Source organism: Arthrobacter sp. TMP15, from assembly GCF_039529835.1.
In the GTDB taxonomy this organism is placed as follows: domain Bacteria; phylum Actinomycetota; class Actinomycetes; order Actinomycetales; family Micrococcaceae; genus Specibacter.
The window spans coordinates 2,362,898-2,386,316 of the sequence record NZ_CP154262.1; the positions used below are offsets into that span (position 1 = coordinate 2,362,898).

The following is a 23,419-nucleotide window of genomic DNA, read 5'->3' on the forward strand; positions in this document are numbered from 1 at the left end:
CCCATCAATCCATGGGCCCGGCTGCCGTCAGCTTCAACCAGCACCTACGAGTGCCAGCAGACCGAGGTCTCACACCTCCATTCGAACAACAAGCGCCTCGTGGCGCACGTCCCACATCAGTAGTACACCTCAGTTGAGATGACACGGTAGTCAGGCAGATTGAAAAGAGTGGTGGCAGCGTCGGCTGCCAAAAAGGTAGGCTCGTTCAAGGCTCGTGGTCCTGTTCCAGGTTGAACGCTTAGACACACTCATCCCAACAGGCCCACGGGCCCTTTGCATAGCTAAATCAAGAACTCAAACCCCCACCAACCACCAAGAGCCGGTTAGGCCGTCGTCACAGTCCGGAGTCATGGGCACCTGGCACCGCGTCGATACCTATTCCAATGTCGGCGCCAAGACCCACCACAGAACCTTTCCGGCGTCCCGCACATCGGTGAACAGACGTTCAATTACCGGGAAATCACCTTCACCCCGATCACTGGTAGTGGCCAACGCCACGCCCCTACCCATCGATTCGTCCCAAGTAATGGCTTTAATGACAGCCCACATCCCGAAGCGATGGGCGTGCAAGACATCCTCGAAATAGGTTGGAGCCTCATCCGGCACCCCATGTGCAACCCACTCTACAGAAGGATCTAGATCTGCCCGGTGCTGAACAACTTGGATTCGTGCTTTTCGGAGTTTCTCAATTAAGCTTGCGGGCGAATCCGACCCCACTATGGCAGCGCTAGGAAGCCACGTCTGCGACAACATCCCCCTTACCATCGACTCTGAAAGAACTTGGACTTCAATCGCATAGGACGGAAGTCCCACATACGAAACAGGTATACCTGCCGTACGAAACATCAACGTTAACGCTTGGTCGGCCAGGTGTGACCGTGCAATACACCGAAGTTGAGACCATGCTTCACGGATTCGAGCGCCTTCGTCTGACATCCAAAGGCTTAGTTTCGATCGCCATATCGCAGGATCATCTGTGGCTAGGATCTCGCCGATTTGCTGAGTGATGCCCTGCCCCTTCCCGCTCAACACAACGCCGCCTGAGGCGGCAACTTCGACAACTCGACGTGAGAACATTGTCGGTGAGTCACGAGCCGAATTTACATTGATAGACACCGGATGGGCTTTGTAAACCTTGAGGACTTCATCGTAAGGAACTCCTTCACGCACGAACTTTGCCAACTCTGCTGGAAAACGATACGGGGAGTCCGGAACATTCACTTGCCTGTCGTATATAGTCAGGCCGTGCACGGCAGCGGCCTCAAGAATCTGGTGCAATTCTACTGACCTCTCCTTAAACCTGTCACCGTAATATGTCCCAGCGTAAGCTACTGAGTGGTCATAGGGCCGATCGTGGTTCAGAGGGTTGTGAATAATCGGCTGAGCGTAAAAAGGCAGCGAAGCAGCTGCGCGAATATTGCTCTCTGAGATTCGGAGATAATCTGAAACACGATCACTGTCCGTCGTAAATACGAAGTCCATAAGAGCGGCCGTTCCCTTGAAATTATGGAAATGGACAGGATCCTCCTTATTCCAGAAAATCAAAGGAATATTTTTAAGACGGGCTACGTCGACAATCCGCTTAAGATCAGCAATTCGATCCGGATGATAAGCCACTCCACGGCGCCACTCATCGTTTGGCCCTTCCCACGCCGACTCAATAAATATTGCATCCAAGTTCTCAGCTGCCACCTGCAAGTAACCATCATTGCGACGAAGCGGTATCGCCACAAACGATTCTGATACAGTGCGGGTAGTAAACTGATCAGCAATCAAACCAATACGCAGATTCGCCAATTTCCTTTGGCCAGTTCGCTCCACAAAACCATCATAACTAGCGCAAACCTGCGCTATGTCAATCTCTTGTTGCTCTGTCGTAAGTACAAGGTCAGATTCTTCACGTAAACCCTCTGCAACGTCCTCGGAAACATTTCCACCCAAACTGGCCAGATCTAGGACAAAAGGCACGCCAACTCGACGCGCCGCTATTAGTCCCGAAACGCACGCCCACGCGCTACCACTCCCAACGACAAGCGCCGGTCGGCTGACACGGGCATCTCGAACAATCTGATCGGCTGCGACAAGGACCGAAGCTTCCACCCCGATTTTCCCAGACACCTGCTGACTTTCAGATTGGGCCCCCAATACTCTTTCATTCATGATCTGAGCCGAGGACAAAAGACATTTTATCCAGTCAGGACGCGATTCTTTTTCGGTATGTGATGTATCCGAATCCAATACTTCAAGGACTGAATTGTGGATAGTGAGATATACCGACCCGTAGTTCCGTTTCGGAATGGCCGAAGCTGAACGAATAACACGAATCAGCCCGCGCTCCATAATAAAAGCTCCAAACGTCTCATACGGAAGAGCATCAAACAGGCGCGGATTTTCGTCAATCAGCTGTTCAACACGTGACTCCCTTCCGTCACGAATTAGTGTGCGAATTAGCCAACCGAAACGAGTGACATCAGGGCGCCTTGAAAATAGTGCCTCCACTCGTTCGGAAGATATCATCTTTGACGGCTCACGATCGTATTGGACGCTGGTGTCAAAGATCAAATCAGTCCATTTCTTGGAAACAGAATCGATACCGTACACCATAACGGCAGTTTTGACATCCACTTGAGCAAGTCGGAAGGATTGAGGGTCACTATTTATTCGACGGATGAAATGCGCTGCTTTAGCGGTGTCTTCGTGTATCCATTTAGAATCAAATATTTCAGATGCACCTTCGCGTTCCCAAACAACCGGTATTGCGCCGGAAGCCATACCCTCTATCGGTGCCAAATGGAACGTTTCTCGTGTACTGGGCGACAGCATCCAACCTATCTTCTGAAACCAGCGCCCCATGTCTGGACCAAAACCATCGAAAGAAACTCTCGACCGCAGGCGCGGGTTCATGACCAATCGCTCATAGAAGGCCTCATATGAATCTCGAACAGACTCGTCCTTCCACATCCAGCTATAATCCCAAGGATTACGTCCTCGAATGTGAAGCGTGTATCTACTATCGTCCTCCAATAGAGCTTCCAATAGATCGAGAGCCCGATCAGGGCGTTTGAGAACTGGAACTATACCAGCTATCCCAATATGGAAACGGGCATCCGATAACTTTTCACGAGCAAGATCGTAAGAATCGATCATATTCGGAATAACAAAAGAGTTTGCCTCTTGCCAATTCAATTCGGCAATAACTTTGGATCGGTAAAACGCAGACACAAACACAAAACCGTCAACATTGCTAATATTAATGTCCCTGATCCAATCAGAAAACAACTCATATCCATGAAAATGAATGATTAATTTCTGTCCAGGTCGCTTCTCCCACGAGTACCATACCGAATTATGAGATGCGAATTCGCAGACCACAATGTCGGCCCAATCCGCATTAGCTTGACTAACAGACACGTCCTGTACGTTCTGTTGAACCCATTTTTCAATGCGAACCTCATGCTCACCTCGGACAGATAGTTGATCGATTAGATCACCTGCAAATTTAAAATCATGTCCAACAAAAAGAATTTTCTTTGTCGGCTCGTCTCCGTTTGGGGTGAAATGACCCACAGAAGCATGATCTGCTAATTCAGCCAACTTTTCCGCCATGGACTCGCAACCTACTAACACGCCGTCCAAATCCAACCACGGAAGGACAACAGTCTTCCCAGTTATCTCTGGAATTCTAGTCTCAAGGATTGACCGTATGCCCTCAGAGGGAACAACGATTCGGCGTATTTTAGCGAAAAGTTCTGCTTCTTTATGAAAGAGTTTCCTCTTCGCATCACTCCAGTCAACAGCAGTCAAAGTGGGCCAAACACGTTTGCGTAAAAACGAATTCGTTGCCGCACTTTTTACGGTTTCAATATCCGCTGGTAGAACGATGTTACAACCAAGACTTCGAGCCGCGACTGCAAGATACCAGCCAGCGTAACGTGGAGCCAGTACTCCATCTATCAAATGGCGTTCCACAATTTGTGGACTTATGGTTATGCAATTGTTTCGCCGAATATCAAGCCCATCATGGACTTCAAGTCCATTTGCTGTCAGCCGGATGATTTGAACATCCCGAGACCCCATTTCGTACGCACTGGAGTAAAAGTCGACCGGGCTCGCAGCATGCGTTGGGTTCGCATCTCCCCGGATACCAGGTGCGGTAGACGCCACCAAATCATCGAAAATTAAGACTCTATGTCGGGCTCTAACGAAAGACACAATTTGACGAGGAGTCACGGAATTCACTGGAGATGGTGACCCAGCATTGCTTGACGTACATAAAATGAGGATTTTCGTCGCAAATTCGGGAACAAGTTGAATCAGCGCGACTCTAGAGAACTCGTCATCGACGATCACCAGACAAGACGCGTCAAGAGTCAAATGAATTGCCTTGCGGGCAGCATCAGAATCATCTAAGTCCGACATTAGATCATTTTTGGAGAACCAAGATATCAATTTCCCTTCAGCCTTGGGATCCGCCGCGATGCATTTTGACAGGCTCAGTCCATGTGCAAAAATATATTCGGCCAGGCCATTATCCAGACGTTTGACTGCCTGCGCGGCGTAGATCTCGGTTTGGATCTGCCCGGACATGTCCAGTTCAATACCCACCACCCGGCTTTCGAGTCCATCCTCCTCATATAGGTTTGTAATTTTATGAGGGATGAGAGTCGCAATCCCAGTGTCCTCTGCGAGCATCCCGCGGACAAGGGCGTCGTTCCTCCCCGACGCGTCATCAAAATTCTCCGATCCTGCAAGGAGAATGAGATCCTTTGACTGTTCGTGAACAATTTTGCTAATCATTGTTTGTCCTTTCGCTGTAGTCGCTCGCCACGTGAAAGATTTTTCTTCGGCGCGGCTGTTCAGGCATCGCAAGCCAGAACTCCTGTGACGGAAACCGTACATGTGCTGAATTTCTTATCTCATGCGAGTAGTTCTGATCTGGCCAGTCATTATCGATATAGATAAATGTTCGCCCATGCTTTGTGGACCACTTCTCGATTCGAAGAATTTCTTCGATAAGAAGTCCTCCGGATTCGGATTCGACTCCAAACCAGCTGCCATCATAGAGTGCCGCACGTTCGACAACGATGAAAGTCGGGCGAAATTTATCAATAGTACTAACCAACGTGTCCGGATACAACGGAACTGTAAGGTAGTACCGTGCTATTTCAGCAGATAAAACCTCGCTAGCAATAATGCCAACAATATCATTCGGGTATGCTATCGCCGTTGTCACTGGCCTAACTCCAGTCAATTCTGTGAAATTCATTTTCGTAAGGTTCGGGGGCAATGGGGTAGAGGACCTACCAACCTGAGTGTTCATTAATTGGTAACCTTTCCTTCGGATAATGCAAATATGCAATATCTATTATGTTTTATGTGTTATGTGAATGCAATTAGCGTCGTCAAGTAATTCTATCCATTTCAGTTGAGACACACAGGATACACATGATGCTCGGCAGTCGAGGACTTCGATAAACCAACACTGGACGGCTAGCTTCTCTTGTCGAATACTTTCAAAACATTACCCTCTGTAGTTGTCGTAATTCTTCCCCTATATGCAATGTTTGAAAGAAACAAATTTACCTATCGCAGACTTACTATAGTTATTCTCAAGCGGTTTCTGATAATTCGCAATTTTCCTATGCCAGACTTTCGTCGGTAAGTAAATCCTCATCATGACTGATTGGAACACTTGTAAATAAAGACAGATTTACAAGACCTGTTTATCATTGCAGTCCGCCTACCCATACCCATCGCGTCGTAAGTGCGCGCCGGCACGCACGGTCATCCATCTTCCGTAAAAGGACACGGACGCGGTAACGACCTGCCCCCAAAAGTTTCCAATGATATTCTGCATATTTAGAATCAGGGATGCGGTCTATTATTTTAATACCTCTATATAGTCTCAGTGAGACGTCATATGATCCAGTGATACTTAACTTGATCGATATGGCTGATTCTTCATTTAAATAAGAAATGCTGGCCGAAGGATCCGTTCTAGGTAGAGTGCGATCTGCGTAGCTGAAAGATCTCGAGAGAAATTTGGTTGCAACATTTGCCCGAACACGGTCGAAGGAGAGAACGATAACAGTCGGCACAACGTCAGTCCCAAGATTCCAGTCTATGCCGAAATGGCTTGCAATCTCTGCTTCGATGACGTCGGACACATCAATCACTGATTCACCGTCTACGTCGTTGATGTTGACAGTCCTACGAAGTTTCGTTTTGTGGAGCTTCTCCTTGGTTCCAACAACCGAGAGCAGGTTGTCACTCTCCTTACCGACACGCATTTTAAAGGTGTCAGCCCGGTCGTCGGTGCGACGTACGCTTCTGCGATTTACGGGCTCTTCCGAATCCAGAGTGTAGTCAGGTCTGGCGCGCGTGATTTCTGGGGCGGGGATCTCGTTTGGGCGTAGGTGAGGGCCTTGGTAGAGAATCAGATTGTCTACAGCAAGGCCCTCGTATTCAACGCTACCTTCCAATGCCCTGACCTGACTACTTTCTGCCGCGCTGACGGGCTTGGCTTGGAGGCGACCGGGCAATTCCTTGCTGCCGATCGTGCCGTGATTGCCTGTCGTGTGGTGGCCACGGATCAATGGTGCCGAAAGTGTGGCTCCGAAGGTATCTTGCGGGACACATTGACGCGGGAACTCGGCCATGAACCTTTCGGCTGGCGGCCTACGACTTTGTTGGTTCGGGTCCGCCGTTATCGGTGTGCCGGGTGTGGTCATGTCTGGCGGCAAGACACTTCCCAGGCGGCTGAACCCAGATCGAAGCTTTCCCGCCGTCGCCTGGTGTGGGCGTTGGAAGGCACCGTCTGTCAGCACCTCACCGTTGCCCGCGTCGCAGAGGGGCTGGGAGTGTCTTGGAATACCGCAAACAAAGCTGTTTTGGTCGAAGGGTGGCGGGTGCTGATCAATGACCCCATACGCTTCGACGGGGTAAAGATCTTCGGTGTTGATGAGCACGTCTGGCGCGACTCCCGACATGGAGACAAATACGTCACCGTGATCATCGACCTCACCTCGGTAAGGGATAAGATCGGCCCGTCCAGGCTGCTGGACATGGTGGAGGGCCGCTCCAAACAGGTCTTCGCTACCTGGCTGAAACAACGCTCCCAAGCATGGCGGGACGAGGTGGAAGTCGTGGCCATGGACGGATTCTCCGGGTTCAAAAGTGCCGCAGCCGAGGAACTCCCCCGCCGCTGTTGCGGTGATGGATCTGTTCCATGTCGTCCGGCTTGCCAGCGATGCGCTCGATGACTGCCGGCGCCGTGTACAGCGAACCACGTGCGGGCACCGGGGACGGGCCGGAGATCCGCTCTACAAAGCCCGGCTGACGCTGCATACCGGTGACGGGCTACTGACCGAGAAACAACAAAAGCGAATCACTGACCTGTTCGCTGAGGATAAACACATCATGGTCGAAGCGACGTGGGGCGTCTATCAGCGCATGATCGCCGCTTACCGGGAGAAAGACCGGGCCCACGGTAAGAAGCTGATGCAAGCCCTCATTGACTCCCTCAGTACCGGGGTTCCTGCCGCACTGAAAGAACTGAAAAAGATGGGCGGAACACTCAAACGTAGGGCAATCGATATCCTCGCGTACTTCGACCGCCCAGGGACCTCAAACGGTGCTACTGATGCAATCCAATGCCGACATCGGCATTGCACGGCCTCCGTTGGGCCATTGGAAGCGCCCTGAGTTTTGAAGTAGGCGAGTATTTCTTGCCGCCAGGACTTCAAAGTCTGTCCGAGCCGAGCAACTTCCGGAATCGAGCACGACGGGAAAGACGCCAGAGCTTTGGCCACGAGTTCGCGCCCGCGTTCCGGGGCTGCGTGGTAGACGGCCCGGACTTGCTGGTAGCACTGCCAAGCGAGCGTGACCTAGTGGTTCGGGTCCCCGGCTTCAAGCTTCGCGTTCAGCCGGGCTACCTGCTTCTCACTGAGATGCCCAGCCCCGATCTGCAGGGGACGGCGAATTTCAAACAGCGGATCGACTTTGCGGCCACGGTGGCCGAGTGTGTCTTGCTGAACCCGGCGGCGAACGTCATCAACCATCGCGGAGGCAAGTTTCACCACATGGAAAGCATCCAGGACCCAGGACTCCGGACTCCGGACATGGTGAGGATGCGACTTTCGTAGTTTGTTGAATTACCGAGGTTCTTACTTTGGCTCGGGCTGATAATTCCATACTCACTGTGAGATAATAAGGGCGTGATGATTTCCTGCGTGGGTGGGTGAAACAATGGTTTCAATGACTACCCAAACCGCCCTTCCCGTGCTGCCGGACCTCGGCGCTGTGCTCATGGGCGAGCGTGCGGCCCTGCTGGAAAACGCCACTGGTGGCAAGGTCTTCATTAACGGGCAGTTGGCTTATGTGTGGGGTGCGGGCCAAGACGGTCTGCGCCGGCTGGCGGCCTCCCAACTAGTCGATACCGGTGCCGCCTAGGTCAACGAGGTCGCCGCAGCTTTCGGCGTCAACACGGAGTCGTTGCGGCGCTGGCGCAAGTCCCTTGAAGGTACTGGCCTGAAGGGGCTGGCGCCGGTGAAGAAGGGACCCAAACGCCCCTCCCTGCTCACGGAAGCCAAGGCAGCGCAGATTCGTGCTGTTCGTGCCGGCGGTGCGAGCTTGCGGGCGACCGCCGAAGCTACCGGGGTTTCCACCGATACGGTCCGTCGCGACATGGCCACCCTGACGGAAACACCGGCAACTGAATTTACCCACGATTCTGTAGTGCCCCTTGAAGCAGCGCAACAGCCTGTGTTGCAGGCCCCGGTGGCCCGCAACGGGGAGCGGGCACCAGCACGGGCCGGGCTCTTTGAATGCGCGGCACCGGTGTTCGCCGAATGCGCGGCACCGGTGTTCGCCCCGGCCGCCCATGTTCGCCATGCCGGACTGTTCCTGGCCTTCCCGGCACTGGAAACTACCGGCCTGCTCAGCAGCGCCAAAGCCACTTACGGTTCATTGCCGGATGGCTTCTATGGCCTCGAAACGATCCTGGTCGATGCTGTGCTGCGGGCGTTGGCCGGAGAAGCCCGGGCCGAGGGTGCTACCCGCTTTGGCGGACCATTTGCCGGTGGTGGAAAGAGATCGAGGTCCTCATCGTCACCGGCGCCACTACCGGAAAAGTCGAAGCGAACAACACCTCCATCAAGCACATCAAACGCACCGCCCGCGGCCACCGCAACCGAAACAACTACAGATCAGTTATTCTCTTGAGAAGTGCCGCCCGGACGATGGCATGACACTCAGCCCGGGAATCCGAATCCCCACGAACCACCAAGAGCCCCCAAACCCGTCACCAGACCGTGTCCGGAGTCCTGGGCCTGGGCACACCGAAGGCTGCTTCTACGAGCTGGTGACACCCTTTCAGAGAATGCCCGGGCCCGGTTGGAGACAGTCTTCACCACGGACGATCCGACCGGGAAACTCAAAGCAGCGTGGGAAGTCAAAGAACAAGTGCGGGTCTTGTTGCGAACTGCTTCCTTAGAAGATGCCGAGCTGGCCAAAGACCGCCTCGAAGAGTTGGTGCAAGCATCGAAGCAACCGGAGACGACCAGGGTTTGGCGGACCATTTGCCGGTGGTGGAAAGAGATCGAGGTCCTCATCGTCACCGGCGCCACTACCGGAAAAATCGAAGCGAACAACACCTCTATCAAACACATCAAACGAACGGCACGTGGCTACCGCAACCCCAACAACTACACATCAGTTATTCTCTTGAGAAGTGCCGCCCGAACAACGGCATGACACTCAGCCCGGGAATCCGAATCCCCACGAACCACGGAGAGCCACCAAAGCACCCAAGCATGCACCAGAGATTTCGCGAGCACTTCTCAAATGAGGCACGCACCCCATTTCGCGAGCACTTTAGATGAGTCTCGTCGGGCCCTTGACACACACTCAAGTAGCCGGCATCATTTCAATAAAACCCAGCGAGTGGTAAATGCATCCCTCGAAGAGCGATCATGGGTTTTTCTCAAAAAAACACGTACTCTATATCTACCCGCCGGTAAATTACTCCAAGAGTATCTGCGAAAGACGCCATAGGGCACCGTATTGACCACTTCACTTTCGAGATACAGCTTAAAGGAAACCTCTTCCCCCCCGAAACTATTTACTGTAAGGCTAATGGACGAGTTGCTGCCAGACGAACTGATTTGCGCCGAAGATACCTTGCCAGTTTCCTCCGAGTTCTCATCGGAAGCTTTCTCTAGCAAATGAGTTGAAAGAAATTTTTGAAGTTCCCGTCCGAACACAGGACCAATTTCAGCATGGGGCAGTCCGGGGCGCACGTCAAGATCTACACTCTGGCTTTTGGCTGCCATATGCCGCACAAAAGGCAGAACGTGATTCTTGTAGTGGTGATCGCGTTCGCCAACTAGGATATGGATATTTGGAAACCTCTCGGCCTTGTTGGCCACATCAAATACCAAACAATCCAATAAAGCAATATCTTTGGAGCTAGTTCCACCAGTCATAAATTCTAAAATATTTGGGTGCGGTTTTTCCAAGAAACTTCCTATAAGTATCTGTGGCGCTCCAACGAAAACATTAGCGGCACCTGCTGTGATTCCGTGAATCAAAGCCGCGGTTCCGCCCTTAGATGATCCTACAGTGACTAGATTATCAACGGTCAGACCCAACTCATCCAATTTTGTCTCAATAAGATTCTGTGTAGCATCATAAATATATTTGTCACCGTGGTCAGAATAGTAGTATGCACCCTGATCTCCAAAGTCATCAAGAATATATAGTATATTTGCAGGACAAGAATTTAGCGAAGAACGGTAGTTATACGTAAAGTCACCCAAACCGCTTATAGCTGAGAATACGACAACCAGCAATCGGGACCCTTCTGAAGTCGTCGCAGGCGACATCGAATAGTTCAGACTGCACTTATCCTGAAACTTCTCCCAAATAGGTTCAACTTCCAGAAGCCCTCGATTAGTATAATTGAACGACTTAAGGCGAAACTTTGTTAGAATCTCAGCGCTTTTACCTCCGAAGGACAGAACTATTGCATTATTCGGTTCCGCAACCCCAAAGGTTGGGCATCGCCATCCGATATAAGTAGGTTTTGTTTGCCCACAGTGCAAACTAATTTTTAGAGGAATGTCTGAAGCCATCAGCGCATCCATAATTTTCACGCCTTCGTGAAACAGTTCAAATCCTTGACCATGTACTACCGGAACGACGTCAGGACCCAGATTCCAAATAAGTTCGTATTTTTGGCCAAATTCGGACTCTATAACGTCCAATAGATCAATCTGGGTTTCACCTTCAGCCTCAAAAATATTCACACTTCTACTATGCCGGGTACCATGTAGACGGCCAGTGACTCCTGTCACTGATAGCCTTTCTTTTCCACTGCCATTGTCAAACAAATGCACCGTATCTGCATGAGTGTCAGTACGACGCACACTTTTGCCATTAACCACCACATTATTGTGGGCATATTGCCCGTAAGCAAATAGTGTATGAGGATCCTTATAGTTATAGCCGTGAGGCCCGGCCTCGGTCAGCAAGTCCACCCCTTGGCTTGTCAAGAGGAACGACAAGTCGTCAGAGTGCTTATGATAATCCGCGTTGTATGCAGCATGGAAGTACGCAAAGGTAGCTCCCTTCTCCGTCCACGAAGACCTATATATGGCATAACCTGATGAAGGGAGAACTAACACTCTGTCCGACGGGACACTGCCGCGACGTCCACGTGTTGCGGCATATTCGAACTCTGGATCATCAAATAAATTCTGGGCGTACCAGGCTAAACTCTTTTGGGTAGTATCGCTGACGGGCGGAAATTTTCCCGATGGCATAACACTATGCGTCGCAAATATTGAGGCCCTGTTGAGTGTCGACGTTAGTATTTCGACGTCTGGATGGGAAATAAGTTCAAGAAGATCTCGATGCGATTTTAGTTGATGGCAAATCATAAGGTGATACGTAGGAGTATTTTCACGATGAACACCTTCCGATGTAAAACAATCCAGGAAGTATGCCTTTATTCGGCTTTCGCCCAAGTTAAACAGAGAGTTTCTACATCTGTTATCGCGCCATGTTCCGAGTATGGAATAGTTGATGAGAGCGAGATCTTGAAACATTCCATGATTATTTCCCGTCGAATGAAAATCTTCGCTCTCAAGTAGAGTTGCAGTATCATCGATAATACCTTGCAGGAGCAGAATCTTTTTATCCGTCAAGTAGGGAAGTGCGGCTTCTCTCACATTTAGAAGATTTATCAATCTCTGGGCAGTTGTCTCGTCATGGTAAGCCATAGTATTCACCGCAGGTCGCGATGGATAGCGTGAATACCATTCAAGAATAATATCCGCAGCTGCGCCTGCCAAGCCGCCGGACGTATCAGTGCGGATTGATTCGGACCAATCACTAAAAAATATGAACCCGTGCATGAAACGTGACCGAGCACGGTCAGATTCGTCCGTCCACATTTCCCCATCGTTATAAGGAATTTCCGGATGGCCTGGACGTTCGAAGGACGCACTCATCCTGTAAGCGGTTACTCGTCCTCGTGAAAGACTGCTCTCTCCGGATGGAAGTCGACGCAGAACATAGCCTCGAAGCGCATCTAAGGGGATCTGATTATCTGAATGTTCGTGCATTGTGGGTCAGTTAAGCTTTCGTAGATAGTTTACTAATCAGCCAAGAAAGGATGTAATATTAGCTAGTTCCGACAATCGTTTCTACGATTTTCTCTAGAACTATGGCTTGATCAAAGCTGGCCATGGCATAAGCCTTTGATAGTTCCGAAACACTCGTCCAGTTGTCGGGACTTGATGTCACAGCGCGAATGGACTGTGCCAGATCTGTGCTATCTGCAGATAGCCAATTCTCCGGATATATTTGGTCGGCACCTGACCATGCAAGACTCATTGGTACAGCCCCTGAGGCGGCACCGTCAGCGAGAGTCAAATGAAATGATTCGAAATTACTAACGGATAGAGCTATACCGATTTTCCGGTACCATTCTGACATATCATTGCCATGCCCATCGAAATGGACCGCACCTTTTAGTAAAGGGTCTTTTTGAATACGAGCAAACTGTTCGTCATAGAACTTCATTTCCTCTGGTCGGTCGGACATCCAGGGATAATCCTCAGGGAGTTTTCCTTTTATATATAGCTTGAAGCGATCATCTTTAGCACGCAGATCTGTGAGGACGTCAAGGGCAATGTCGAGCCTTTTCCTCTCGGGTATTATTCCGACGAGACCGAGGTTGAAACGTACATCTCCAATTTTATCCATTGCAAGGGAATTTATATCCACGTAGTTCGGTATAACAGTGGCTATTGACCCAGGGATTCCATGATCTCTAATGGCCACATCGGCGATATGTTGGCCAACAAAGATCACGGACTCTACGTTAGTGTAATTAATTTTATCCAAATATTTCGTTGACAGCTCTTGCAGATGCAAACGCGTTACGAGTCGTTGATTCGGATTTTTATTATCCGCATACCATACCGCATTGCCGAGCGTCCACTCGCAGAAGACGACGTCTGCATCTTTTAAGAGCTCCAGACTAAGGGTCTCGTTGTGACCACTGTGGCCTGTCCACTGATCGATACTTACCTTGTGTCCGAGTCCCTGAAGCCGACGTATTATGCCGCCAGCGAACTTGAGGTCATGTCCGGCAATAAGAATATGCATTTTACGAGCTGTTGTACCTCCGATTGCGCCAGCTTCGGCAAGCGGGATAGCGTTGCTAGGACGCCTAAGAACCAGCGACCCCTCGGCATCAGCGTCGGTGGCCATCAGCGCCGTAGAGCCATCTTCGGCCTCTGCAAGTTGAGCCATTCCCAAGCCTGGCAAATTCAAGTCTTTCGACGACGCACTGATGACTCGCCATGTGCCGAATCTAACCGCTGAAAGGAGGTCTTCAAAGTAGGTCCTATCTATCGGTTCGGTGCCCATCGCAGCCACCCACTTCAATCCTTGTATCCGTGCTCTCGTTAATGCTTCGGCATTGGACTCGACCCTTGTAGCCAGCCATCCTTGTGGGATGGAAGATGCCTCACCGACAAAGAAGATCTCTGTTGGCAGCACTGTCTGCATCTCCAGTGACGCTATTACCTCCGAATTCAGTTCCGTGACATACACACCATATTTAGCTGGCTCTGGTGCCAACACTTTCAGACCCGCGGTTCGGAGTGCGCAGGCCAGCCTGTGGGCCGCTGTGTGCGATCTATGAACAAGCCGGTAAGTTAGCCAGGTATCTCGCAGCCTTGACTCTTCGTCTTGCATCCATTGTTGTATGAGGAGTTCGGCATCTCCCTTGGTTCGTATTACAGGAACTATACCGGCAAAAACATCTTCTACCCCGCAGCCTTGCCCGCTGATGACGGCACCACCTGATGCAGCGATCTCCATGACTCGTCTGGAGAACATGGTGGGTGAATCGGCTACCGAGTTGACGTTGATGTGCACAGGGTGGGCCTTGTAAGCCTCCACCATGTCCGCGTAGTCAAGGCCGCCCCGAACATAGCCCGATAGGTGGTCGGGGAAATGGTATGGGCTATCAGGGTTTAAATGTTGCCTATCATAAATGGATAGGCCTTGGCTGCTTGCGGCACTCAATAGCTTTGAGAGTTCTACTGAGCGAGCGGCAAAACGATCCCCATAGTAGGAGCCGGCATAGTTGACAGTGTGGTCGTATGCTCTCTTACTCGGCAGAATATTGTGGAATTTTGGCTGGGCATAGAACGGCAGTGAAGAAACAGTTTTCTGGCTCTCACCAGCATTATCCATATAGGCGCTAATGCATGAAGCATCTGTGGTGAAAACGTGATCGAAGTACTTTGATGTTTTACGAAAACGGTTGAAATGTACCGGATCTTCCTTATTCCAAAAAATAGTTGGAACTTGCATTTCATTAGCCCATTTAATAATACTCTTGAGTTCATCAAACTTTTCATCGCTGTAGAAGCCGACTTTTTGTTTCCATAGTCCGTCGATTCCATCCCATGCCGATTCGACAAACAGAGCATCAATTGGCTGGCCTGATAATTGGGCATGCCAAGTATCTGGCCGTAGAACTATGAGGTCAGCTTCAGGTCTGAGGCCCTCTAGGGTGAATTGGTCGGAAATGATCGCTATCTTGAGCTGTTCTAGCGCCACTCCTGGCTCTAAGGAACTATATTGCAGCCTCGCCTCACGATGCGCACGAGCGGCAATGGTTCCAGCTTGACGCCAAGTTCGCTCGCGTAACGTCCAGAGCCGGGCACGTCGTCCGACTGACTGCAACAGTGACGGATCGTCAATCAGGGTAGTTATGGCCGTTACCAAAGAGTTGACATCTCCAGGAGTGGTTAGCAGCGCCCTTTCGTTGGCCCTTCCCGCCAGTTCTCGCATAGGTGAGAGATCACCGAGGATCATAACCTTACCGCAGGCCATCGCCTCCAATGGCTTCAAAGGGGAGACCATTTCAGTTACCGGTAGCCTCCTCCGTGGGCAAGGCATAATGTCAAATAAGCTTATATAAGCAGGAACTTCAGAACTCGCTACTCGTCCAGTAAAGAAGACACTTTCCGTTATACCTAGCTGCTTTGTCTGCTCTTTCAAGTTCATTAGCTCAGGTCCGTCACCAACGATCATGAGAACAGCATTTATTCCATTTCCGCGAAGAACGCCAATCGATGCAACGATATCTGCGACACCTTCATACGCCACCAAGCTACCCGCGTACCCCAAAATAATTGCTTCACTATCAATGCTATGTTTGTCGCGTAGGTTGGAGTCTGGCGGCATTGGCGCAAAGATATCCGTGTCAACAGCGTTCTGTAACAGCGAAATCCTGGCTTCAGTTACACCCCGAGTTACAAGTTCTGCACGAACTTCACGTGTGATAGCCAAGACCACATCAGCATTGGACGCCACCAAGGTCTCCATGGCTGAAGCCAGTTTGTATCGATCCGATTCACCCCACCAAGTCCTATGCGATAGCTCGGTAATTTCCCATAGCCCCCGAACTTCGTATACGAACGGGACACCCATTCGGCGTGCAGCGATAAGTGCAGGCAGCGACGTAACGTAATTGGACGCGGCATGGACAAGCGAGACACGATTTCTTTGAGCTTCGCGAACGAAAACGTCTGTGGACTCTGCCAGATACTGGTCGATACGATCTGCGGTCCAGCTGGGACCGGGGTTAAATACATGGGTTACACCGCCAATCTGTTCTTCGCACCTTCGGGCTAACGGAACAGGGATATCTACTTTAGAATCCCATGGATAGCCAGGGCGCGCCACGACGACAACTTCTTCACCCGAGGATTGTAGTCCTTGGGTCAGACCGGAAGTTCGGGTGGAATAACCATTACTGTTGTACTTGCCAGTGCTGTGGGCGCAGTACATTATTCTTCCGCGTTCGGCGAGGTATCCAATGTTGGACTGACGCGGTGGCAGGCTTGGCGGTTTCTCGAGAAGTGAAGCCTGACCCTTGATATTATCAAGTACCTTTTGCTCCTGAGTAGACACTCCAGTGAGCAGCTCCGCATGAGTATCTATGAATGCCGCTGGACGTTTCAAAGATCCACAAGTGAAATAGTCAAAGTAGATCACCCGTATTGCGTTACCCTTGGACGGAGCGAGCTGAAATGTCCTTATCAACGCAAGGTAGCTGACTTCGACGGACTGGGCATCGGGCTCTGTAGCCGCGCTTGATGGTGCAGCACGTATAAGTGCTCCATTGCTATCTGAAGCGTTATCACTTCTCCCACTCAACACTAGTTGAGCATCTCCGGGTTGAGCTTTCCATTGAACATTTTGTTTTAGCGCGCTAGACACTGATCGGGGCGCCTGTCTCAGGATCCGTATAGGACGGCTGATAGCCCGCCCCATACGGATGCTTTTAGAATTACGAAGTGCTGCTAAAGAAGACTTAAGCCTGACAATTTCCGCGGTCGCCGACTCAGAAATAAGGCGGTATTGGTCGTGATTGCGTCTCATGGCCGTCAGATCACGTTTTAGGGCTTTCGCTTCATTTTCCCTGACTTTAAGCTGCGCCAAAGCCCCCTCATACTTGAGAATCAGTGAATCCAGGTCCTTGCCATGTTTCTTACGCTTAGCCAACTGAAGGGCTGATATCCGTGCTTCTTCGTCGTCGTGCTTCATTCGTTCCATCCCTAGAGCAGTATTAGACGATTAAACTACGACTTCCAGATACCACGAGTATCAACTACCGGAACTTTTGCATGTGCAGACTTATCAACGGCCTTGAATACCTCATGGTCGACCAGCACGACGATAACGTCAGCTTGTGCAAGTGCTGATTCCAAAGGTGTGAGGAAGACGTTCTCCAACTGCATCAGTGACTTAGGCAGCTGCTTAACATGCGGCTCCACGACCAGCAGAGTCGCGGAATCCAGTTTCCGACTCAGTTCCTGGGTTATCAATACGGCTGGTGACTCACGCAGATCATCAATATTGGCTTTAAATGCAAGTCCCAGCACAGCTATTTTTGCATCAGAAAGGTCCCCAGCCAACTGAACAGCCTGTTCAACAACCCAGGCTGGTTTAGAGTCATTAGTGTTCCGGGCCTGCCGAATCAGATTAGCTTCCTCAGGCGCTGCTGACACTATAAACCATGGGTCTACTGCGATGCAGTGCCCGCCAACACCAGGCCCCGGCTGAAGGATATTGACCCGAGGATGGTGATTAGCCAAACGTATTAGTTCCCAAACGTCTATTCCCAATTTATCGGAAATAACAGACAGCTCATTGGCGAAAGCGATATTCACATCACGAAAAGAATTTTCGACCAATTTAGCCATTTCCGCTGTAGCTGCATCAGTCGTCAGTAATTCACCCTGACAAAAGGCAGCATAAAGATCCCTGGCCCGCGAAGCAGCCTCAGCAGTGAGTCCACCAATAATCCTGTCATTGGTAACCATCTCAACCATGATCCGCCCTGGCAGCACTCTCTCAGGGCAGTGAGCCACATGGACAACTGCCTTGCCGTCGTCTGGGTTCAGACTCAGATCGGGCCGTAGCTCGATTAAGTACTCCCCCAGCATCTTTGTGGTGCCCGGGGGGGATGTTGACTCCAAAATAACCAGTTCACCACCGACCAGCTTTGGAGCTATACCTTCGGCTGCAGCCCGAATGTACTTTCCATCCATAGTCTTGTCCGAAAGGAAGGGCGTGGGCACCGCTACAATGTATACTTCCGCCTGAGGCGTCAGCAATGACGCCGAGAGTTTTCCATTGCTGACCGCCCCGGCGACGAAGCCACCTAAATCAGGTTCGACGAACGGAACCTCGCCTCGGTTGACAGCGTCCACATTTCTCGGGTTGACGTCGACTCCAACAACTTGGACCCCATGGCTGGCCAAAATAGCCGCGGTTGGCAGTCCTATGTAGCCCAAACCAATGACTGCAACTTTACTAATTGAACTTAACATTCTTCCCCTATATAGATACTTCGATTTTATATGGCCCAAAAAAGCGCAGTTCACTACCTGCGATCAAATTCATGTCAGTGACGGACCACGTGTGGCCCTCACCCGATCGCTGCTGACAGTAGTTGAACCTGTCGGAAGAATATATAGTCCCTCCATCGAAAAGTACCGACTGAAGGAACATAGTATCTTCGCCGATGCCTATGTCCGGGAAGTGGTTCTCTTTGAATACTTCGGAACGAGCCATTATTGTTGGGCCCATGACAGACCGTGTCCATCTATGTTCGCGTTCCGGAAACCGCAGTAGTGTCGCTTTATGAGCTACCAAATGCATGTAGTGGGCCTGTTTACCCACAACATCTGCACCAGAATAGGCTAATGCATGAAGTTGATCACTCAGGTACTGGGCAGCGTAATAGTCATCATCATCCATTTTTGTGAGGACTTCGCCACCGGCAGCGTTAACGCAGTCATTGAGACACTCACCCAATGATTGGTGGCGTGGAGCAGTCAGTACTGTCACATTGAAGAAACTATGTTTTTCTTTCAACAAGAATATTTCAGCCGGTGAAATGATGAATCCATGCGTAAGCAGGACCAGCTCAACATCTACATTAACCTGGCTAGCCAAAGTACCAAAGATGTGATCGATTTGATGTGGCCTGATAGTGGAGACCAGGGCAGAAACGCTTGGCCTCTTCAATCCGAGGGCCAGTTCAGGAAGGACGGACTGAAGCACCTGTTCGCTACGATGACGGTACGTGTGGTGGTTCCAGATTTTACGTTGAGCCTTGTGTAACCGCCTCTCCCCCAAAGCTGGGTTGCGATGCAGGGCCATAATAACATCAGCTGCTTCTGATCTAGAATCAACGGCAAAAATTTCTTCAGGACCAAAAAACGACGCAATTGCAGGACTCGACGTCGTCACAATGTTAGCACCAGCCGCCACGGTTTCAAATATCCTGCGGGAACACATGGAAGGCGAATCAGTAACGGTATTTATATTCAGAAATGTATTATAGGCCTTATATGCCGTAAGCATCTGTGCATAGTCCAGCGAACCTACGACGCGCTCCGAGTACGGGTCAGGAAATTGATACTTTGCCAGTCCACCCAATTGTCGTGAGAAAATCTCGAGTCCGTTCGGCATATTATCTGAGACATCCGCTGCTGCCCCCAACAGCATGTCCAACTGTTCGCGCCTCTCCGGATACTTTTCAGTAAAGTACATCCCAGCGAAGGCCACATCGCGGTTTCGCCAACCATACCGGGGCCGAATGGGGTTGTGCAGTGCCGGTTGAGCCGCGAATGGCAGAACATCTACTCGTGAATGACCAAGATCCTCACGGTACTCGGGCAATTTATTTGAATCAGTTGTAAAAACCTGGTCAAACAAACTGGCTGCTTCTATGAATCCCGAATAATGCGCGGGATCTTCCTTGTTCCAGAAGACCGTCGGAATATTTTCATTTCTGCACCAGGAAATTATTTCTTTCAGAATTCTCAGATCCGCATTTACGCCACCTATTTTTCCTGCCCATAATTTACTAGGCCCCGCCCAGGTAGACTCAACAAAGACAAAATCAATGTCACCTTGTTCCAGTTGCTGTCTCCAAGTGTGAGGAGATAATGCTAGGCAATCCCATTCATAATCAAAAGCTGCCGCTGAAAAGTCATCCAAGATCACTCCAACACGTATGTTAGCCCGCCCGGCCCCGTCCGGAACCATGTGACTAGGTTTGAACTGCAGCCTGCGCTTGGAACGTCGACCACTCCAGATTCCTTCTGCTCCCCTGACATTATCAAGATTACGGATGCCCTTCTCTAAGAGCTCACGTCCACGCCACTCTCGGAGCTGGCCGAAACCACCCGCACGCAGGTGCCACATCATCTTACGAATCGCCGAAATATTAATCACTCCAAGGCCCCGTTCCGACGTTTGGCATTACGATCCACAACGCCCGCGACTTCTAAATCATGCAGGAGCCGTCTGCGCAATTTCAGCGCTCCTATTCGGTCACCGGCAGAGAGTTTTTGGGTAAATTGGCGGTAAAATTTCGCCGCGTCAGCCGGATTGCCATCAAATAAGAGCTCACCATCATCCAGCCAGACCACACGACTGCACAGTTCCATTACCGTGGAGAGACTATGGCTCACTAAAAAGACAGTGCCCGCTCGGTCCAAGAGTTCATGCATGCGCTTTAACGTTCGGTCTTTGAACTGTGCATCCCCGGTATTCAATGCCTCATCAATAATCAAAATCTCAGGATCGATGCTCGCCGCGATCGCAAACCTAAGCCGTGAGGACATTCCAGATGAATAGGACTTCATAGGCATATGGAGGGCTTCTTCCAGCCCGGAGAGTTCCACGATCGACTCATATTTTTCATCTATCTCCGCATGTGACATTCCCATGGCCAAGCAGCCCAAAATAATATTCTGGTCGCCAGAGAGAGCCGGCAGCAGTGCCGCATTGACACCGAGCATTATTGGGGTAGCCGAAGCATAGACAACTCCTGACGTGGGGGGAATCTGGCCACAAATGATCTTCAAAAGGGTACTCTTACCTGAACCATTTCTGCCGATTATCCCCAGAGACTCACCGTGCTCGACAACGAGAGAGAGATTCTTCAGTGCGGCCACTTCTACTGTCGCCGTGGGCCGTCGCAAGCGACCAGTCCTCGAATTCTTGGTCTCTGACGTCTTCACAAGATCTAGCTTCCTAGATGTTGTTTTATAGACCATACTTATTTGATCAATAACCACCGCAGGTGAATATTCAAGAAATTTAATGTCAGTACTCACGTCCATAGCTTTCTTCAGCTTTCCAAAAATACACGGTCCCAAACGCTAGCATTGCAAAAGACCAAAGAGCCAAAACAGTCCATGAATTCCAAGAGGGAATAGTGTCGTATATCAACGCTCCTCGAGCCATGAATAGAACTTGATAAAGTGGGTTATGTTCCATAACTTTCATCACTATTGGCATATCCGAGAAACGATCGATTGAAAAGAACATGCAAGATAAATACATCCAAGCTCGCATGCCATAAGTCAAAATTTGATTCACATCATTAAATCTAGATGACATGCGGGCCACAATTAGTCCAAAACCAAGATTAAATATGAACTGCAGTGAGATAATTGGTACTATCAATAACCATTTGAGCGTAACACGCTCGTCCGGCGGTAACAGTATGATAAGGACCAGAAGAGTCAATATAACCGGTACATTGAGAAATAGTTCTCTCAAATTGGCGGCTATTACAAGCGTTGCTCGAGGAAATTTGAAGGCATGAATGACATTTTTATTGGAAAATATCGCCCGGCTGCTTGCATTAATGGATCTAATAGAAAATTGAAAGAAAAAAACACCAATAATCAAATAAGAAACAAAATTTTCAATTCCTCGTCCTGACTTCAACAATATACCCATAACAAAAAAGAACATAAGACCATTGAGTACCGGGCTTATAATTAACCAAGCACTGCCGAGCTTGTCTTTCTCATTATTAGTGCTTACTTTTGCTTTAGCGTCATAATAGATAAAATGGCGATAATCCCAAATTGAAACAATATAGTCTAAAAAAGAAGGCCTAGCGCCCACGCGTTTCAAACGGCGTAAATTGACTGAAGTTTCTACTACGGTCGGTTGAGGACCGCTAGTTGCATCGTTTGGCGCAGCCATACTATCTATCCTTCAATTCATCATAGTTTCTCGCGTACACCGATGCATTAGATGCCCAAGTCCGCGTCTCGAGTACCATGTCACGACCCTTGAGTCCAAGCCTGTCCATCTCATTTTTATCAAGCAAAAGGCAGGAGAGTGTTTCCGCCAAGCTGCCAATATTATCCGGTCCGTAGAGTTTACCGTTGACGCCGTCTTCCACTATCTCTCGCAGTGCCGGTAGATCACTTGCCACCACGGGCCTGGCACACGACAGAGCCTCGACTGGTTTCAGCGGAGTGACAGCGCGCGTGACAGGAAGATCTTTTCGAGGTACAACAAAGATATCCAGCGCCTGATGATAGACCCGTGCCTGTTCCCTTGGTACTCGGCCCGTAAAGATTACTATATTTGAGAGATTCAGATGCCGCACACGTTCCTTCAGCGCTGGAGCTACAGGCCCGCTACCTACAATCAATAGCCTGAGATTCGGGAATCCAGGAGCTAGTAGTGCGAACGCCTCTATCAGGTCATCCATTCCTTCATAATCAACCAAGGAACTTACAGTGCCAATGTAGTCGCATCCAGTATCTAGACCGAGCTTGGTTCTGGCTACGGTGTGAGTTTCTGGCTTTTGAAGGAAGTCACCACCTACAGCGTTAGGCACCATAATAATCTTGCAATCAGGAACTCCCTGTGCAACTATGCCAGCTTTCATGACCCTGCCCAAGGTGGCTACCGAATTGGCTTTCCGCATCACCGATGTTTCAGAGCTTTGGAAAGCCTTGTAACGCTGACTAGACTTTGCGGCGCTGGTTCGCGAAGAAGCCCAAGTATCTATCAACTGTCCGCGCACTTCATAGACCCATGGAATCCCGAGGGCTTCTGCCACTGCACCGACCACTAGCCCGTTCGTAAAATGTGTTGTGGTATGTAATATTTCGGGGCGAAACTCAAGAGCGATCTGCAGCAGCTCCGCCGCTTCCTGTTGTACTCTCTCGTCTGCTGTCTTCGCCAACCGTGAAGGTATCATTCTACGGTACGTAATACCATTAACAACGTCTTCGCCAGCGGCAAATATTTTCCCTACCTGAACAGGATATCCAAGGCGCGTGACAGCCAATATCTCTGCGCCAAGATCTTGTTGAGCCGTGAGAATGGAATGAGACCGTTGTGCGTAGCCACTGGTTGTATGGGGCAACGAGTTCGTCAGGAAATGCAATACTCTGCCTGGAACTGGCACCATAGCCACCGGCACCAACTCGGGTCCCTGTCCTGAAAGTAACCGCATTTCCCCCACAAGTCGGCTTCGTTGACGCTTCATGGTTCC

13 protein-coding genes and 2 pseudogenes are annotated in these 23,419 nt (G+C 50.2%); 4 read left to right on the forward strand and 11 right to left on the reverse strand.

Annotated elements, in window-relative coordinates:
• Window positions 1-375: 375 nt before the first annotated feature.
• Complete coding sequence (locus tag AAFM46_RS10470; protein ID WP_343317661.1) at window positions 376-4,797, reverse strand: hypothetical protein; 4,422 nt, start codon at window positions 4,795-4,797, stop codon at window positions 376-378.
• Window positions 4,790-5,266, reverse strand: coding sequence for a hypothetical protein (locus AAFM46_RS10475; protein ID WP_343317662.1), 477 nt, complete (start codon window positions 5,264-5,266; stop codon window positions 4,790-4,792). The genes AAFM46_RS10470 and AAFM46_RS10475 overlap by 8 nt, the downstream gene beginning before the upstream one ends.
• Before the next feature lie 1,174 nt (window positions 5,267-6,440).
• On the opposite strand from AAFM46_RS10475, the pseudogene AAFM46_RS10480 reads away from it, so the two are divergent.
• Window positions 6,441-7,650: pseudogene (locus tag AAFM46_RS10480) on the forward strand (ISL3 family transposase); the annotation flags it as partial.
• Between the two features lie 74 nt (window positions 7,651-7,724).
• On the opposite strand, the pseudogene AAFM46_RS10485 reads toward AAFM46_RS10480, so the two are convergent.
• Window positions 7,725-8,060 (reverse strand): annotated as a pseudogene (locus tag AAFM46_RS10485) (transposase); the annotation flags it as partial.
• Window positions 8,061-8,256: 196 nt separating this feature from the next.
• On the opposite strand from AAFM46_RS10485, the gene AAFM46_RS10490 reads away from it, so the two are divergent.
• Window positions 8,257-8,451: a hypothetical protein gene (locus AAFM46_RS10490; protein ID WP_343317663.1), complete on the forward strand. Its 195-nt coding sequence runs from the start codon at window positions 8,257-8,259 to the stop codon at window positions 8,449-8,451.
• On the opposite strand, the gene AAFM46_RS10495 is transcribed toward AAFM46_RS10490, so the two are convergent.
• On the reverse strand, window positions 8,448-8,687 hold the full coding sequence (locus tag AAFM46_RS10495) for a hypothetical protein (protein ID WP_343317664.1): 240 nt from the start codon (window positions 8,685-8,687) through the stop codon (window positions 8,448-8,450). The genes AAFM46_RS10490 and AAFM46_RS10495 overlap by 4 nt on opposite strands.
• Window positions 8,688-8,849: 162 nt before the next feature.
• Here AAFM46_RS10495 and AAFM46_RS10500 point away from each other — a divergent pair, with 162 nt between their 5' ends.
• Together AAFM46_RS10500 and AAFM46_RS10505 are read left to right on the forward strand one after the other, a co-directional pair.
• A complete protein-coding gene (locus tag AAFM46_RS10500) occupies window positions 8,850-9,248 on the forward strand; it encodes a transposase (protein ID WP_343320431.1) in 399 nt (132 codons plus the stop codon).
• Entirely contained in the window at window positions 9,226-9,753 is a 528-nt protein-coding gene (locus AAFM46_RS10505) for a transposase (RefSeq protein ID WP_343317665.1), read from the forward strand. Before AAFM46_RS10500 ends, AAFM46_RS10505 begins: the two co-directional genes overlap by 23 nt.
• 167 nt (window positions 9,754-9,920) lie before the next feature.
• Here AAFM46_RS10505 and AAFM46_RS10510 read toward each other — a convergent pair whose 3' ends face one another.
• The 7 genes from AAFM46_RS10510 to AAFM46_RS10540 form a co-directional block, all read right to left on the reverse strand.
• Complete coding sequence (locus tag AAFM46_RS10510) at window positions 9,921-12,512, reverse strand: heparinase II/III family protein (RefSeq protein WP_343317666.1); 2,592 nt, start codon at window positions 12,510-12,512, stop codon at window positions 9,921-9,923.
• A 172-nt stretch (window positions 12,513-12,684) separates the two neighbouring features.
• A complete protein-coding gene (locus AAFM46_RS10515) occupies window positions 12,685-17,136 on the reverse strand; it encodes a glycosyltransferase (protein ID WP_343317667.1) in 4,452 nt (1,483 codons plus the stop codon).
• Between the two features lie 35 nt (window positions 17,137-17,171).
• Window positions 17,172-18,425: a UDP-N-acetyl-D-mannosamine dehydrogenase gene (wecC, locus tag AAFM46_RS10520; protein ID WP_343317668.1), complete on the reverse strand. Its 1,254-nt coding sequence runs from the start codon at window positions 18,423-18,425 to the stop codon at window positions 17,172-17,174.
• 7 nt (window positions 18,426-18,432) lie between these two features.
• Window positions 18,433-20,340, reverse strand: a complete 1,908-nt coding sequence (locus AAFM46_RS10525; RefSeq protein ID WP_343317669.1) for a glycosyltransferase — start codon at window positions 20,338-20,340, stop codon at window positions 18,433-18,435.
• On the reverse strand, window positions 20,337-21,227 hold the full coding sequence (locus AAFM46_RS10530) for an ABC transporter ATP-binding protein (RefSeq protein ID WP_343317670.1): 891 nt from the start codon (window positions 21,225-21,227) through the stop codon (window positions 20,337-20,339). Before AAFM46_RS10530 ends, AAFM46_RS10525 begins: the two co-directional genes overlap by 4 nt.
• A complete protein-coding gene (locus AAFM46_RS10535; RefSeq protein ID WP_343317671.1) occupies window positions 21,217-22,110 on the reverse strand; it encodes an ABC transporter permease in 894 nt (297 codons plus the stop codon). Before AAFM46_RS10535 ends, AAFM46_RS10530 begins: the two co-directional genes overlap by 11 nt.
• Before the next feature lies 1 nt (window position 22,111).
• Window positions 22,112-23,413 carry a glycosyltransferase family 4 protein gene (locus tag AAFM46_RS10540; RefSeq protein ID WP_343317672.1) on the reverse strand — a complete coding sequence of 434 codons (1,302 nt, stop codon included), beginning with the start codon at window positions 23,411-23,413 and terminating at the stop codon, window positions 22,112-22,114.
• Window positions 23,414-23,419: the final 6 nt, after the last annotated feature.

Excerpts from the sequence above, each read along its gene's own strand:
- AAFM46_RS10470 (WP_343317661.1), bottom strand. The coding sequence starts at position 4,797 with ATGATTAGCAAAATTGTTCACGAACAGTCAAAGGATCTCATTCTCCTT.
- AAFM46_RS10490 (WP_343317663.1), top strand. The coding sequence starts at position 8,257 with ATGACTACCCAAACCGCCCTTCCCGTGCTGCCGGACCTCGGCGCTGTG.
- AAFM46_RS10500 (WP_343320431.1), top strand. The coding sequence starts at position 8,850 with ATGCGCGGCACCGGTGTTCGCCCCGGCCGCCCATGTTCGCCATGCCGG.
- AAFM46_RS10475 (WP_343317662.1), bottom strand. The coding sequence starts at position 5,266 with ATGAATTTCACAGAATTGACTGGAGTTAGGCCAGTGACAACGGCGATA.
- AAFM46_RS10535 (WP_343317671.1), bottom strand. The coding sequence starts at position 22,110 with ATGGCTGCGCCAAACGATGCAACTAGCGGTCCTCAACCGACCGTAGTA.
- AAFM46_RS10540 (WP_343317672.1), bottom strand. The coding sequence starts at position 23,413 with ATGAAGCGTCAACGAAGCCGACTTGTGGGGGAAATGCGGTTACTTTCA.
- wecC (WP_343317668.1), bottom strand. The coding sequence starts at position 18,425 with ATGTTAAGTTCAATTAGTAAAGTTGCAGTCATTGGTTTGGGCTACATA.
- AAFM46_RS10515 (WP_343317667.1), bottom strand. The coding sequence starts at position 17,136 with ATGAAGCACGACGACGAAGAAGCACGGATATCAGCCCTTCAGTTGGCT.
- AAFM46_RS10510 (WP_343317666.1), bottom strand. The coding sequence starts at position 12,512 with ATGAGTGCGTCCTTCGAACGTCCAGGCCATCCGGAAATTCCTTATAAC.
- AAFM46_RS10495 (WP_343317664.1), bottom strand. The coding sequence starts at position 8,687 with ATGTCGCGACGGACCGTATCGGTGGAAACCCCGGTAGCTTCGGCGGTC.